Source organism: Macrococcus sp. S115, from assembly GCF_030067655.1.
Taxonomy (GTDB): Bacteria; Bacillota; Bacilli; order Staphylococcales; family Staphylococcaceae; genus Macrococcoides; species Macrococcoides psychrotolerans.
Genome location: NZ_JASJES010000005.1, coordinates 129,967 through 144,862, shown reverse-complemented (window position 1 = coordinate 144,862; position 14,896 = coordinate 129,967). Strand labels below are relative to the sequence as shown.

Annotated in this window: 14 protein-coding genes; 12 read left to right on the top strand and 2 right to left on the bottom strand. The window is 37.0% G+C overall.

Annotation, left to right across the window (positions count from 1 at the left end; all coding sequences use genetic code 11):
* Window positions 1–47: 47 nt before the first annotated feature.
* A complete protein-coding gene (pdxR, locus tag QNJ52_RS07750; RefSeq protein WP_219493329.1) occupies window positions 48–1,382 on the bottom strand; it encodes a MocR-like pyridoxine biosynthesis transcription factor PdxR in 1,335 nt (444 codons plus the stop codon).
* A 104-nt stretch (window positions 1,383–1,486) separates the two neighbouring features.
* Here pdxR and pdxS point away from each other — a divergent pair, with 104 nt between their 5' ends.
* The 3 genes from pdxS (at window position 1,487) to QNJ52_RS07735 (ending at window position 3,665) form a co-directional block, all read left to right on the top strand.
* On the top strand, window positions 1,487–2,374 hold the full coding sequence (gene pdxS / locus QNJ52_RS07745) for a pyridoxal 5'-phosphate synthase lyase subunit PdxS (protein ID WP_099482278.1): 888 nt from the start codon (window positions 1,487–1,489) through the stop codon (window positions 2,372–2,374).
* A 1-nt stretch (window position 2,375) separates the two neighbouring features.
* Window positions 2,376–2,936 (top strand): pyridoxal 5'-phosphate synthase glutaminase subunit PdxT, encoded by a 561-nt coding sequence (pdxT, locus tag QNJ52_RS07740; protein ID WP_219494864.1) that lies wholly within the window; start codon window positions 2,376–2,378, stop codon window positions 2,934–2,936.
* Between the two features lie 102 nt (window positions 2,937–3,038).
* Window positions 3,039–3,665 carry a nitroreductase family protein gene (locus QNJ52_RS07735; protein WP_219493328.1) on the top strand — a complete coding sequence of 209 codons (627 nt, stop codon included), beginning with the start codon at window positions 3,039–3,041 and terminating at the stop codon, window positions 3,663–3,665.
* An 83-nt stretch (window positions 3,666–3,748) separates the two neighbouring features.
* On the opposite strand, the gene QNJ52_RS07730 is transcribed toward QNJ52_RS07735, so the two are convergent.
* Window positions 3,749–4,957: a NupC/NupG family nucleoside CNT transporter gene (locus QNJ52_RS07730; RefSeq protein ID WP_219493326.1), complete on the bottom strand. Its 1,209-nt coding sequence runs from the start codon at window positions 4,955–4,957 to the stop codon at window positions 3,749–3,751.
* A gap of 184 nt (window positions 4,958–5,141) precedes the next feature.
* Between QNJ52_RS07730 and QNJ52_RS07725 the strand changes: the two genes are divergently transcribed.
* The 9 genes from QNJ52_RS07725 to gltX all read left to right on the top strand — a co-directional run bounded on the left by QNJ52_RS07725 (window position 5,142) and on the right by gltX (window position 14,698).
* A complete protein-coding gene (locus tag QNJ52_RS07725; protein ID WP_219493324.1) occupies window positions 5,142–5,603 on the top strand; it encodes a CtsR family transcriptional regulator in 462 nt (153 codons plus the stop codon).
* Between the two features lie 10 nt (window positions 5,604–5,613).
* A complete protein-coding gene (locus QNJ52_RS07720; RefSeq protein WP_219493322.1) occupies window positions 5,614–6,000 on the top strand; it encodes a UvrB/UvrC motif-containing protein in 387 nt (128 codons plus the stop codon).
* Entirely contained in the window at window positions 5,990–6,994 is a 1,005-nt protein-coding gene (locus QNJ52_RS07715) for a protein arginine kinase (RefSeq protein ID WP_219493320.1), read from the top strand. Before QNJ52_RS07720 ends, QNJ52_RS07715 begins: the two co-directional genes overlap by 11 nt.
* 9 nt (window positions 6,995–7,003) lie before the next feature.
* The gene (locus QNJ52_RS07710) at window positions 7,004–9,430 is read left to right on the top strand and encodes an ATP-dependent Clp protease ATP-binding subunit (RefSeq protein ID WP_283722241.1); all 2,427 of its coding nucleotides are present in this window, start codon (window positions 7,004–7,006) and stop codon (window positions 9,428–9,430) included.
* A 223-nt stretch (window positions 9,431–9,653) separates the two neighbouring features.
* Window positions 9,654–11,015 carry a DNA repair protein RadA gene (gene radA, locus QNJ52_RS07705; protein ID WP_219493319.1) on the top strand — a complete coding sequence of 454 codons (1,362 nt, stop codon included), beginning with the start codon at window positions 9,654–9,656 and terminating at the stop codon, window positions 11,013–11,015.
* 12 nt (window positions 11,016–11,027) lie between these two features.
* Window positions 11,028–12,077: a PIN/TRAM domain-containing protein gene (locus QNJ52_RS07700; RefSeq protein ID WP_219493317.1), complete on the top strand. Its 1,050-nt coding sequence runs from the start codon at window positions 11,028–11,030 to the stop codon at window positions 12,075–12,077.
* A complete protein-coding gene (gene ispD / locus QNJ52_RS07695) occupies window positions 12,070–12,750 on the top strand; it encodes a 2-C-methyl-D-erythritol 4-phosphate cytidylyltransferase (protein WP_219493316.1) in 681 nt (226 codons plus the stop codon). The genes QNJ52_RS07700 and ispD overlap by 8 nt, the downstream gene beginning before the upstream one ends.
* On the top strand, window positions 12,747–13,226 hold the full coding sequence (ispF, locus tag QNJ52_RS07690) for a 2-C-methyl-D-erythritol 2,4-cyclodiphosphate synthase (RefSeq protein ID WP_219493315.1): 480 nt from the start codon (window positions 12,747–12,749) through the stop codon (window positions 13,224–13,226). The genes ispD and ispF overlap by 4 nt, the downstream gene beginning before the upstream one ends.
* Before the next feature lie 17 nt (window positions 13,227–13,243).
* Window positions 13,244–14,698, top strand: coding sequence for a glutamate--tRNA ligase (gltX, locus tag QNJ52_RS07685; protein WP_219493314.1), 1,455 nt, complete (start codon window positions 13,244–13,246; stop codon window positions 14,696–14,698).
* The last annotated feature ends 198 nt before the right edge of the window (window positions 14,699–14,896 follow it).

Sequence of the window (14,896 nt, the reverse complement as noted above, 5' to 3'; positions counted from 1 at the left end):
TACAAAAAAGTAACTGCATAGTGCAGTTACTTTTATTTATTATGGGCTTAATTTTTTAGTCGTTTAATAATGGAAGAGATTTCATCGTCTTCGATACTTCCAAATCCGATAATATATTTATTTTTATAACTTGTTTTTTCTCCAGAATAGTAATCATCTATCGTATTAATTGCAATACTATCTTTATTGATAATTTCTTTCGTCTCGAGTACGAAGTGCATACCCGCATCACTGCCAGTTATATTACTTTGCTTAAAGGTCTCTTTAACAGACTGAAGTACAAGCTCTAATTTCTTCTTATATTCCTTTCTCATCCTGTTAATATTCCGTTCAAATTCACCATCTTTCATAAATGCAGCTATCATATATTGAATATGTCTTGGAACAGTGTTATTTGGCTTTGACATCGCTTTATACAATTTCAGCAGTTTATCAGGCAGTACTAAATAGGCACATCTGATGCTTGGATAGATAGATTTTGAGAATGTACTCATATATATCACACAATCATTGCTCATACCTTGTAATGCAGCGAGAGGCCTTCCTTTATATCTAAACTCACTATCGTAATCGTCTTCAATAATATAGCGATTTTGTTTTTGCTTTGACCAATTAATCAGTTCAGTTCTGCGCTTTGCGCTGAGTACGACACCTGTTGGGAACTGATGACTTGGTGTAACGTGCACAATTTCAACATCTTCAGGAAGTGATGAAACGATGAGTCCTTCTTCATCAACATCGATATACTGATAGTCTTTGTGTTCGCTTTGTAATACTTTTCGAATGAGTGGGTAACCAGGGTTTTCTAATATATATGAGCTGTTACCTAATATTTTAGTAAGGAGGGTAAACAGCTGTTCTGTAGAACTGCCGATAATGATTTGATAATTTTCGCAGTTCACTCCGCGAGAATGATATAGATAGCGTCTAATTTCATTGCGCAATATTTCTTCTCCCTGAACATCACCAAGTTCCAGTAAATGATATTGCTCTTGTTCAAATGCATCTCGTGCGTACTTTCTGAATTTGTGAAATGGAAATGATTTTATGTGACTGTCTTCTATTTTAAGAGATAACTGTCTTTGTTTATGATGATGATTTGGCATGTCTGATTTACTTTCAGGTGCTATATTTATCGTCTGAATATCTTCTACAAAAAAACCTACTTTTGGTACTGAATATATATATCCTTCATCCAGTAATTGCTGATATGCGATCTCGATTGTGGTTCCACTTAAGTTCAGATGTGTACTGAGTTTACGTTTCGAAGGGAGTTTTTCTTTATGTTTTAATTTGCCAGATAAAATATCTCTTTTAATGTTTTCATATAATTGCGTATATAAATATTTTTGATCACTGAATTTGTATGTAAGTATCTCCATGAAACTGACCCCTTTATTTTATTAATAACTGATACTTTTATAATATCAGATAATATTATACATTAGTAATTGTAGTGTAAATTCAGAATATGAGGTGTATATTAATGAGTAAAATCGTAGGATCAGATAAAGTTAAACGTGGTATGGCAGAAATGCAAAAAGGCGGCGTTATTATGGATGTTGTCAACGCTGAACAAGCAAAAATTGCTGAAGCTGCTGGTGCAGTAGCTGTAATGGCATTAGAACGTGTGCCTAGTGATATTCGTGCAGCAGGTGGCGTTGCTCGTATGGCTGACCCTCGTATCGTTGAAGAGGTAATGAATGCAGTATCTATACCTGTTATGGCAAAAGGTCGTATTGGTCACATTACTGAAGCACGTGTATTAGAAGCAATGGGCGTTGACTATATCGATGAGTCAGAAGTATTAACTCCAGCAGATGAAGAGTTTCATTTAAAGAAAGATGAATTTACAGTACCATTCGTATGTGGATGTCGTGATTTAGGTGAAGCAGCGCGTCGTATCGGTGAAGGAGCAGCGATGTTACGTACAAAAGGTGAACCTGGTACAGGAAATATCGTTGAAGCTGTACGTCACTTACGTAAAGTAAATGCACAAGTGCGTAAACTATCTGTAATGAACGATGATGAAATTATGACGGAAGCTAAACTTTTAGGCGCACCTTATGAGGTATTAAAAGAGATTAAAGCTTTAGGTAAGTTACCAGTTGTGAACTTTGCAGCAGGTGGTGTTGCTACACCAGCGGATGCAGCATTAATGATGGAGCTAGGAGCTGATGGTGTATTCGTAGGTTCTGGTATCTTTAAATCAGAATCACCTGAGAAATTTGCAAAAGCAATCGTTCAAGCGACAACACATTATCAAGACTATAAATTAATCGGTGAACTTTCTAAAGAGTTAGGAGCAGCGATGAAAGGTTTAGATATTAATAAGCTTTCTTTAGAAGAAAGAATGCAGGAACGTGGCTGGTAATATGAAGATTGGTGTATTAGCATTGCAAGGTGCTGTAAGAGAGCATATTCATCATATTGAACTAGCAGGTCATACAGGTTTACCTGTAAAGCGTGTAGAACAACTAGAAGATATCGATGGATTAGTATTGCCTGGTGGAGAATCAACAACGATGCGTCGTCTGATGGATCTATATGGCTTTACTGAAACGTTACGCCAAAGTGAATTACCGATGTATGGCACATGCGCAGGGTTAATCTTACTTGCAAATGATATCGTCGGTTATGAGGAAGGTCATTTAAGGAAGATAGATATTACAGTTGAACGTAATTCATTTGGACGTCAAGTCGATAGCTTTGAAGCTGATCTTGATGTTAAGGGTATTGAAGATCGAGTAAATGCAGTTTTTATCCGTGCACCACATATTGTGTCAGTTGGGCCAGAAGTGGAAGTACTGAGCATAGTAGACGATAAGATGGTAGCAGTCAAACAAGGGAAATATCTCGGTATATCATTTCATCCGGAACTTACTGAAGATTTTAAAATCATGAAATATTTTATAGAAGAAATGGTAATGAAATAATATTTTTGTAAAAAGGCTACATTTGAAAAATGTAGGCTTTTTCATTTTGTGACATTTCAGATGCATGTTATAATCAATCATTATAAAAAAGGAGTGTCTTACATGAAAGACTTATCATTAAAACAAGCAATCGAATCACGTCATTCAATAAAAGAGTTTAATCCAGATATCACAATTCCTCATGAAATAATGGAAGAAATGATTACTTTAGCAACGAAGGCACCGTCTTCTTTAAATTTACAACCTTGGAGATTTGTTGTAGTAGAATCCGATGAATCGAAAGCGGCAATAAGAAATCACGTTCATTTTAATACGCGTCAATTAGATACAAGCTCAGCTTTTGTACTAGTATTATCGGATAATAACCATAAAAATGACTTAGATAGAATTATGCAGCAAAATGTAAAAGAAGGATATATGGATCAAAATATAAAAGATGAAAATACGAAGGTGATTCAACAGCTTCTGGATCAGACGCCAGATGAATCTATGTATACTCAAGGAATGATGGATTCTGCCATGGCGGCAATGCAGTTTATGCTTGTCGCAAAAGATTATGGCTTCGATACAAATCCAATTGGTGGTTTTGACAGAGGAGCGGTATTACAAGCGTTAAATATTGATGGAGGACGATACACACCTGTAATGTTCATCGCAATTGGAATTGCAGCTAAAGAACATTATCCATCCTCAAGATATGATGTATCAGAAATATTGACATATAATTAATTAGAGACGAATTTTGTAGGAACAAAACAATCAATATTATCATAAAAAAGAGTGGACTGTTTATGAAACAGTCCACTTATCTTTTATATAAAGAAACCTGCAATTGTTGCTGAAATGAATGATACAAGTGTAGCGCCGTATAATAATTTCAGACCGAACCTAGCGACCACATCACCTTGCTTATCGTTAAGTGACTTAATAGCCCCTGCGATAATACCGATAGATGAGAAGTTAGCAAAAGATACTAAGAATACAGAAACGATTCCGACCGCATGTTCTGATAATTCGCCAGTCTTTCCTTTAACGATGGCCTGAATATCTAGCATTGCAACAAATTCATTCGAAACGAGTTTAGTCGCCATAATAGATCCTGCGCGAACCGCATCGTCCCAAGCGATTCCTGTTAAGAATGCAAGAGGTGCAAACAAATACCCAAGTATAGTCTGGAAGTTCATTTCGCCTGGTGTAAACGCCTCGACGATTCCATTAAGCATTGCAATTAAGGCGATATAACCGATTAACATTGCTGCAACGATAATAGCAACTTTAAATCCATCAAGAATATATTCGCCAAGCATCTCGAAGAATGATTGTTTCTTTTCATCTTCAGTCATAATCACCGCATCTTCTTCTTCAGCAGATACTCTATAAGGATTGATGATTGAAGCGATAATAAATCCACCAAATAAATTAAGTACGATGGCTGTAACAACAAATCGTGGTTCAATCATCTGAAAGTAAGCTCCGACAATTGATAACGAAACGGTAGACATTGCCGACGCTGTTAAAGTATACAGCCTATGCTTCGGTATAAACGGTAGTTGCTTCTTTAATGAAATGAATACTTCAGATTGCCCAAGAATTGCTGCGGCTACTGCATTGAAAGATTCAAGTTTGCCCATCCCGTTTACTTTAGAAATAACTAATCCTAAATATTTGATGATAAAAGGTAAGATTTTTAAATATTGAAGGATACCTATTAATGCTGAAATAAAAGTGATTGGTAACAATACATCAAAGAAAAATGAATTAGCTACGCCATCATTTTTAACACCTGGGAATACAAAATATACACCTTCTGCTGCATACTTAAGTAAATAACCAAATCCAGTTGCTAGTTGTGTAACGAGCCAAATCCCAGCTGTTGTTTTTAGCAAGACGAAAGCAAGTATGAATTGAATTACAAGCATGATACCAATATATTGCCATCTTACGCCTTTTTTATCCGAACTCATGATCCATGCGAGAGACAAGAAGATAATAAGTCCGATAATACCTATTATAAAGTTCATAATATCGCTCCTTTTAATATTAATTTTAACTATACATATCATACTATATAATTTATGAAAGCGCTAAACAAATTTTAATTTCATTTTGAACAGATGTTCAAATATGAAAGATAAACATATTGTTTGCACTAAATGACAAATCAAAATATAATAAAGTCAAAGAAGGTCAAAGGTGGGTGATGTCATGCACAATATGTCGGATATAATTGAACAATATTTAAAGCAACTGCTTGAAGAAGCGACAGATGACGTCGTGGAAATTAAGCGTGCCCATATTGCAGAGAAGTTTGATTGTGTACCTTCACAGTTAAATTATGTCATTAAAACAAGGTTTACAAATGAACATGGTTATCAAATCGAAAGTAAACGTGGTGGCGGTGGCTATATCCGTATTACAAAGATTGAATCAAACGATAAGTCAGCTTTTTTAAATCATCTTAAAGAGCTTACAAGTAAGCAGATTTCCCAGCAAAACGCTGAGCGCATTATTGCGGGTCTATATGATAACGAATTGATTACATTAAGAGAGAAGAAGTTGATCATGTCAACGATTCACAGAGATACTTTAAGGATGGAAGTACCGTACCGTGATTATATTAGAGCGAATATATTACAAAATGTACTTGCAATCATCCAATACAACTAGGAGGTACAGTATGGCTTATGAAGAAGAATTTTCGATGAATCAGCTATTGAAACATTTACTTAATAGCGGAGAATTTCAAACACATCCTGATAAATGTCCTAACTGTGGTCTTTCACTAAGAGAGGCGTTGCATATCGGCAAGTTTGGTTGTAGTGAATGTTACGACGCATTTAGTCAATATGTCCCTCAAGTAATAGAGAGAGTTCAAGCAGGTAATCTGGAACATGTCGGACAGCAACCTTTTAAGTCTCAAGAAAAGATTGCACTTAAAAAGCGTATTGAAGCACTGGAAGAACAACTACAGCAATTAATAGAAGTACAAAACTTTGAAGAAGCTGTAAATGTAAGAGACGAAATAAAAGTATTAAAGGAAGGTGGTGATACTCATGTTGAGTAAACACCTTCAAAGTGAACTTAGCGACTGGATGCAAAGTGGTAAAGATGAACCGGTCATCTTGAGTTCTAGAATCAGATTGGCGCGTAACTTAGAAGATTTTGTGCATCCGATGATGTTTAGTGAGGGAGATGCAGAACGTGTTATTGAAGCGGTGGGGAGTGTGCTTCATGATTATGAAGAAATAAAGATGAGCAAAATATCTGAACGAGAGCGCTTAATGCTTGTCGCAAAGCATTTGATGAGTAAAGAATTATTGGATAATAACGGTGGTGCCGTCTATATTAACGATGATGAATCAGAGAGCATTATGGTAAATGAGGAAGATCATATCAGAATACAAGTGCTCGGTAAAGATTTATCTCTTCAGAAGTTATATATGCGTGCTCAAGATATTGATAAGCGGTTAGATGAAAAGTTAACAATGGCCTTTGACGAGCATTATGGATATTTAACGACATGTCCTACTAATATAGGAACAGGTCTACGTGCTAGTGTAATGCTCCATTTACCAGGACTTTCTATTATGAATCGTATGAATCGAATCGCTCAAGCTATCAATCGTTTTGGTTTTACGATTCGTGGTATATATGGAGAAGGGACACAAGCATTAGGTCATATATACCAAGTATCTAATCAGTTGACACTCGGTAAAGATGAAGAAAGTATTATTGAAGATCTTCAGCAAGTTGTCGAACAGATTATTGAGGAAGAACTCAATATGCGCAAACGAATGAATAATTACGATCATATTGAAACTATTGATAGAATTTATCGTAGTTTAGGTATTTTGAAATACAGCCGTAAGATTTCAGTAGAAGAAGCAAGCCTTCGTCTAAGTGAAGTAAAGCTTGGAATTGATATGGATATCATCAATATTCCGTTTAGGTTTAACGAACTTATGGTAGCAATTCAAGCACCGTTTTTAGATACCGTATATGATACACAAGGCACAATAGAAGAAAAAAGAGCAGAGATGCTACGAACGCATCTATAAGGAGGAATTATATTGTTTGGTAGATTAACAGAACGTGCTCAAAGAGTACTTGCACATGCACAAGAAGAAGCGATTCGTTTAAATCACAACAACATTGGAACAGAACATTTATTGTTGGGTCTTGTAAAAGAGCCTGATGGTATCGCTGCAAAAGTCTTAGCGGCTTACAATATCACAGAAGATAAAGTTGTATCTGAAGTAGAACAACTTATCGGTCATGGTACAGACATGGGTGGCACAATACAATATACACCACGCGCTAAGAAGGTCATCGAATTATCACTTGATGAAGCACGTAAATTAAATCATAACTTTGTAGGGACAGAGCATATTCTACTTGGTTTAATCCGTGAAAATGAAGGAGTTGCAGCACGCGTACTAGCGAATCTTGACTTAAACATTACAAAAGCAAGATCTCAAGTGGTGAAGTTACTTGGTAGTCCTGAGATGACAGGCAAAGATACGAATGCTTCAAAATCACAAAATACACCGACACTTGATGAACTTGCGCGCGATCTAACAGTCATTGCAAAAGATGGCACACTAGATCCAGTGATTGGGCGTAGTGCTGAAATTACGCGTGTTATTGAAGTGTTGAGTCGTCGTACAAAAAATAATCCTGTGCTTATTGGGGAACCGGGTGTAGGTAAAACGGCGATTGTAGAAGGATTAGCACAAGCAATTATCAATAATGAAGTGCCAGAAACATTAAAAGGAAAACGTGTAATGAGTTTAGATATGGGTACTGTTGTTGCTGGTACTAAATATCGAGGCGAATTCGAAGAGCGTCTTAAGAAAGTGATGGAAGAAATTCATCAGGCAGGTAATATTATCTTATTCATCGATGAATTACACACTTTAATTGGAGCTGGAGGTGCAGAAGGTGCAATCGATGCTTCTAACATATTAAAGCCTGCACTTGCACGTGGTGAGTTACAATGTATTGGTGCGACAACATTGGAAGAGTACCGTAAATATATAGAGAAAGATGCAGCACTTGAACGTCGATTCCAACCTGTTCAAGTGGATCAGCCGAATGTAGAAGATGCAATAGAAATATTAAAAGGGTTGCGTGACCGTTATGAAGCACATCACAGAATTAAGATTTCTGATGAAGCACTTGTAGCTGCAGTTAAGATGAGTGATCGTTATATATCAGATCGCTTCTTACCAGATAAAGCGATAGACTTAATCGATGAAGCAGGTTCTAAAGTACGCTTACGCAATTATACAACACCGCCAAGCTTAAAAGAGCTTGAAGCGGAATTAGAAAAAGTGAAGAATGAAAAAGACGCTGCAATACATTCTCAAGAGTTCGAACAGGCAGCAAGTTTACGTGATAAACAGACACAGCTTGAGAAAAAGTTAGAAGAAACTAAAAAAGAATGGCAAAAAACACAAGGTTCAAACAATACTTCAGTAACTGCAGATGACATTGCCAATGTTGTAGCGCAATGGACAGGTATTCCGATTGCTAAAATTGCAGAAACTGAATCACAAAAGCTATTGAACCTGGAAGAAATCTTGCATAATCGTGTCATTGGTCAAGCTGATGCCGTATCATCTATTTCTAAAGCTGTGCGTCGTGCACGTGCTGGTCTTAAAGATCCGAAACGTCCGATTGGGAGCTTTATCTTCTTAGGACCTACTGGTGTAGGTAAAACAGAACTTGCGAAAGCACTAGCTGAGGCAATGTTTGGTGAAGAGGATGCGATGATTCGCGTAGATATGAGTGAGTTTATGGAGAAACATAGCGTCTCACGTATGGTAGGTTCTCCTCCAGGATATGTAGGTCATGATGATGGCGGTCAATTAACAGAAAAGGTACGTCGTAAACCTTATTCAGTTATCTTATTTGACGAAATAGAAAAAGCACATCCAGATGTCTTTAACATTCTGTTACAAGTACTCGATGATGGGCGTCTTACAGATTCGAAAGGTCGTACGGTAGATTTCAGAAATACGGTTATTATTATGACGAGTAACGTCGGAGCTCAAGAAATTAAAGATAATAAATTTGTTGGGTTCGGGGGGCAGACTGCAGCTCAGGATTATGAAACAATCCGTAAAACGATGATGGATGAGCTTAAGAAACAATTCCGCCCTGAGTTTTTAAACAGAATTGATGATATCATCGTATTCCATAAATTGGAGAAAGATCAATTGAAAGAAATTGTGACATTAATGGTCGAAGGGCTTGCAAACAGACTGAAAGAGCAAGATATCCATATTTCATTGACAGATGCAGCGAAAGAGAAAATCGCAGATGAAGGCTATGATCCTGAGTACGGAGCAAGACCACTTGCTAGAGCAATTCAAAAACATATTGAAGATCAGTTATCTGAAGAACTATTAAAGGGTGAAGAATTAACTGGACATCACATTACTATAGATTATGTGGATGATGCATTTAAAATTGATAAAGCAAAAGCATAATTGATGAGTAGGGACATAAGTTTCAGATTAATAATCTTTAATTAATAGCGGTACAGAAATTACTATAATCAAACCCGAATAGTGCTGGAAATAAAGAATATTTTCTTAGCATCATTCGGGTTTTACTTATGGTAGAACACTTCTGTACCGACTTTTTCGTTATAATTGTTTAATTAGTTAAAAAGCTTTAAAATAAATAGATACATAATGAGGAGGAATCGCTTTGGTAAAGGTGAAAAGCACATTTGAATGTATGGCCTGTGGTTATCAGTCACCAAAATGGATGGGAAAGTGTCCGAATTGTGGTGCATGGAATCAAATGGAAGAAGTTATTGAGCATAAACAGAAGGGCCCTAAAAATGCGATTTCTGAATCACAAAGTGGTAATAAAGTTGAAAAACTAAAAGATATAACGAAAGAAAGTGTTCCTCGTGATCATACGCAGATGAAAGAACTGGATCGTGTACTTGGAGGAGGAATCGTTCCGGGTTCATTGATACTTATCGGCGGAGACCCGGGGATTGGTAAGTCCACATTACTACTACAAGTTTGTGCAATGCTTTCACAAAACCATCCCGTACTCTATATTTCTGGAGAGGAATCGGTAAGACAAACGAAATTACGTGCCGATCGTCTATTAGAGGATGCAGGTGAGCTTGATGTATATGCAGAAACCAACCTTCAGATTATCCACGAAACGGTAAGGAAAACAAAACCGAAATTTTTGGTTATCGATTCAATTCAAACAATATTTCATCCAGAGGTTACAAGTGCACCTGGTTCTGTATCGCAAGTCAGAGAATGTACACAAGAGTTAATGCGTATCGCAAAGCAGATGAACATTGCAACATTTATCGTAGGGCACGTGACAAAAGAAGGACAGATCGCAGGTCCAAGGTTACTAGAACATATGGTTGATACAGTTCTTTACTTTGAAGGAGATACTCATCATAGCTACAGAATATTACGCGCAGTGAAGAATCGTTTTGGTTCGACAAATGAAATGGGTATATTTGAAATGAAGAATACAGGCCTTAAAGAAGTCCTGAATCCTTCAGAAATGTTCCTTGAAGAACGTACAAAAAATGTAGCAGGTTCAACTATCGTTGCAACGATGGAAGGCACGCGTCCATTACTAGTTGAAGTTCAGTCACTTGTAACGCCGACATCTTTTCATAATCCAAGAAGAATGGCATCAGGTGTCGACCATAATCGACTGAACCTATTGATGGCTGTACTAGAGAAAAAACAAGGATATTTATTACAGCAACAGGATGCATATGTGAAAGTTGCGGGTGGTGTAAAACTTGATGAACCTGCTGTTGATTTAAGTGTTATCGTAAGCATCGCTTCAAGCTATAATGATAAACCGACACGAGGCGATGACTGTTTTATCGGAGAAGTCGGTCTGACTGGTGAAGTGAGACGTGTTGCACGTATTGAACAACGTGTACAAGAAGCTGAAAAACTCGGTTTTAAACGTGTCATCATCCCCAAAAATAATATTGGTGGCTGGGATTTCCCCGGAAATATTGAAGTGATTGGTGTAACAAATATTAACGAAGCATTAAAAATGGCATTTTAAGGAGGTGTATAGATGTTAAGAAAGCTTGTTTTATTAATATTTTTCGTTGTAGGTGCTTCAGCAGGTATCTTCTTGATACCTGAGCTTGTTGGACTGTTTGATTTTAAAGTTCCTGATATATTATCTAATCCATATATCGATGGGGCCGTAGGTATCGCTGTCTTTTTTCTTTTATTTTACTGGCTTGTCGATCGTGTTGTGGCTTTAATTATAAGAGGTGAGAAACTCCTCCTTAAGATCAATTTTATTGATTTGATTATCGCAACTTTCGGTATGATTATTGGTCTGATGATTGCTTCAATGATCAGTTTAATCTTTAACTTTATGGGGTTTCCTTTTCTTAAGAATACGGTACCGATTATTTTAGCAGTTGTATTAGGATATTTAGGTTTTCAAGTGGGTATTCAAAAACGTGGTGAGATATTAAGTTTCTTGCCTGAACGTTTTCAGCCTAATAAGAGAAAATCATTCGATTTCCCAAAACTATTAGATACTTCTGCAATTATCGATGGGCGTATTTTATCAATCGTAAAGTGCGGTTTTTTAGATGGTACGATTGTAGTGCCACAAGGTGTGCTGGATGAATTACAATTAATAGCTGATTCGACAGATGGAATAAAGAGAGATAAGGGGCAACGTGGGTTAGATATATTAAGTGAACTGCAAGAGACAGGACATCCTTTGAATATTATTCCAGGGAATAAGAACATTAAAGAAGTGGACCAGTTGCTTGTTACGATGGCGAAAGACATGAAGGCGAGTGTGATCACTACAGATTTCAATTTGAATAAAGTCTGCCAAGTGCAAGGTATCCAAGTGCTGAATGTAAATGATCTGTCAGAAGCAATTAAACCTGTTGTCGCTCAAGGAGATAAGATGTTATTAAATGTCACTAAATCAGGAAAAGAAGAAGATCAAGGTGTAGGCTACATGGAAGATGGTACGATGGTTGTTGTAGAACACGGTAAGAAGTATATCAACAAACAAATTCAAGTGGAAGTGCAATCCATATTGCAGACATCTTCAGGTCGAATTATTTTTACGAAGAAAGTGAATGACTAATATGTATGATGTAATTATTCCCGCAGCCGGTATGGGCAAAAGAATGCAGGCGGATAAAAACAAGGTTCTGCTACAGCTGCAAAGTAAATCGATTCTTGAACACACACTTGAAACGTTTCAGAGTGATGATAATTGCCGTGCCATTCATTTAGCAGCACAAAAAGATGAATTGGAAATGCTTAAAGCAATGTCTAAAGCTTATAACAAAATAGAAGTAGTGACTGTAGGCGGTAGTGAAAGACAATATAGCATCTATAATGTGCTCAAAGCAATTCAGCCATGCGATTATGTGTTTATACATGATGCGGCAAGACCTTTTGTTACACCAGAAACATTGTATAAGTTATATACAAAAGTACAACAATATAAAAGCGTTGTTGCGGCTGTTAAAGTGAAAGATACGGTTAAGCGTGTGATTGATTTCCAGGTAGAAGAAACGTTAAATAGAGAAGAACTTTGGCAGATTCAAACACCACAAGCATTTAGCTATCATTTATTACTTGAAGCATATAATAAAGCAGATGAAGATGACTTTTTAGGTACTGACGATGCGTCGCTTGTTGAACGGCTGTACCCAGTTAACATCGTTGAAAGTGATTATGATAATATTAAGATTACAACGCCGGAAGATATGTTCTTTGCGGAAGCAATACTGAAGAAAAGAGGGATTTGATGAGAATTGGATATGGATATGATGTACACCAATTAGTCGAAGGTCGACCTTTAATCATCGGCGGCATCGAACTGGGACACGATAAAGGATTACTTGGACATAGTGATGCCGACGTATTACTCCATGCGATTACAGATGCAATTTTAGGTGCTGTCTCTCTTGGTGACATCGGCAAATTTTTTCCGGATGATGATCCGAAGTACAAAGGTGCGGATTCTAAGATTTTATTAAAAGAGGCGTACCAGCATGTTCTTAAGTTAGGATATGAAATAGGCAATTTAGATGCGACAATTATTGCAGAAAAACCGAAATTCCGTCCGCATATCGATGCTATGCGAGAGTCGATTGCGAATGTCTTAAATACAGACATTTTCAACGTGAACGTCAAAGCGACAACGAACGAGAAGATGGGTTATTTAGGACGACAAGAAGGTATACAGGCACAAGCTGTGGTATTATTATTAAAAACAAACTAATTAATGGAGTGAACAAGATGAGTAAAGTAAGAGTAAGATATGCACCAAGTCCAACGGGGTTCTTACATATTGGAAATGCGCGTACGGCATTATTTAACTATTTATTTGCCAGACATAACGGTGGAGATTTTATTATCCGAATTGAAGATACAGATACTGCGCGTAACGTAGAAGGTGGAGAAGCGAGCCAGTTAAAGTTCTTACAATGGTTAGGAATGGACTGGGATGAATCAATTGATAAAGATGGAGGATTTGGTCCTTATCGTCAATCTGAGCGTGCTGATATTTATAATCCAATTATCGAGAAATTATTAGCTGAAGACAAAGCTTATCGCTGCTATATGACTGCCGAAGAATTAGAAGCAGAACGCGAGGCACAACTTGCGCGTGGAGAAATGCCAAGATATGGTGGTAAGCATGCGCATTTAACGAAAGAAGAAGAAGCAGCACTGATCGCTGAAGGTAGACAACCTGCAATTCGTATCCGTGTGCCGAAAGATAAGGTATACACGTTTAATGATATGGTTAAAGGAGAAGTTTCATTTGATTCTAACGGTATCGGTGACTGGGTTATTGTTAAGAAGGATGGTATCCCAACGTATAACTTTGCAGTAGCAATCGATGATCACTTTATGGAGATTACTCATGTCATTCGCGGTGACGACCATATTTCAAACACGCCAAAACAAATGATGGTCTATGAAGCGCTAGGATATGAAATCCCGACGTTTGGTCATATGACGTTAATCGTGAACGAAGACCGTAAGAAATTGTCTAAACGTGACGGTTCAATCATTCAGTTTATTGAACAATACCACGATCTTGGATACTTACCAGAAGCGTTATTTAATTTTATTGGACTGCTTGGCTGGTCTCCTGAAGGTGAAGAGGAAATCTTTACAAAAGAACAATTCATTGAAATGTTTGACGAGAAACGTCTAAGCAAATCACCAGCATTCTTTGATAAACAAAAACTAGCGTGGATCAACAATCAGTATATGAAAACGAAAGATTTAGATACTGTATTTGAAATGACGTTACCACATATGAAAAAAGCTGAACTTGTTTCTGAACAACCGACAGATGAAGAGCTTGCTTGGGCAAAAGCTTTAGTTGGATTATATCAGGAGCAGATGAGTTACGCCGGTGAAATTGTTGAACTAAGTGAGTTATTCTTCCGTGATGAAATTGAACTTGGAGAAGCAGAGTCTGAGGTCGTAAATGGAGAACAGGTCCCTGAACTTGCTCAAAGTTTAATTGGTCAGTTAGAAGCATTAGAAACATTTGATGCGCCAAGTATTAAAGGGGCAATTAAATCTGTACAGAAAGAAACAGGTATCAAAGGGAAAAATTTATTTATGCCGATTCGTGTTATGACAACAGGACAAATGCATGGTCCAGAGCTACCAAATACATTAGAATTACTTGGTAAAGAAAAAGTTATTGCACGTGTTCAAAAGTACGTGAAATAAAATCGTTGAAAAATTATCGCTATCCTTTATAATCAAGGTATGAGACTAAGTAAGTCTTCAATTTATCTTTTAGAGAGTATTCGGCTGGTGGAAGAATACGATAAATAGATGACTGAATGCACCTCATGTATGAAATTGAATATAATACGAGTGAATAGATGCTATCTATTAATAAGAGTGGAACCGTGCTGAAGCACC

Coding starts and splice junctions, on each gene's coding strand:
- QNJ52_RS07725 (WP_219493324.1), top strand. CDS start 5,142: ATGCACAATATGTCGGATATAATTGAACAATATTTAAAGCAACTGCTT.
- pdxS (WP_099482278.1), top strand. CDS start 1,487: ATGAGTAAAATCGTAGGATCAGATAAAGTTAAACGTGGTATGGCAGAA.
- QNJ52_RS07715 (WP_219493320.1), top strand. CDS start 5,990: ATGTTGAGTAAACACCTTCAAAGTGAACTTAGCGACTGGATGCAAAGT.
- QNJ52_RS07735 (WP_219493328.1), top strand. CDS start 3,039: ATGAAAGACTTATCATTAAAACAAGCAATCGAATCACGTCATTCAATA.
- pdxT (WP_219494864.1), top strand. CDS start 2,376: ATGAAGATTGGTGTATTAGCATTGCAAGGTGCTGTAAGAGAGCATATT.
- QNJ52_RS07730 (WP_219493326.1), bottom strand. CDS start 4,957: ATGAACTTTATAATAGGTATTATCGGACTTATTATCTTCTTGTCTCTC.
- gltX (WP_219493314.1), top strand. CDS start 13,244: ATGAGTAAAGTAAGAGTAAGATATGCACCAAGTCCAACGGGGTTCTTA.
- QNJ52_RS07700 (WP_219493317.1), top strand. CDS start 11,028: ATGTTAAGAAAGCTTGTTTTATTAATATTTTTCGTTGTAGGTGCTTCA.
- ispD (WP_219493316.1), top strand. CDS start 12,070: ATGACTAATATGTATGATGTAATTATTCCCGCAGCCGGTATGGGCAAA.
- QNJ52_RS07720 (WP_219493322.1), top strand. CDS start 5,614: ATGGCTTATGAAGAAGAATTTTCGATGAATCAGCTATTGAAACATTTA.
- pdxR (WP_219493329.1), bottom strand. CDS start 1,382: ATGGAGATACTTACATACAAATTCAGTGATCAAAAATATTTATATACG.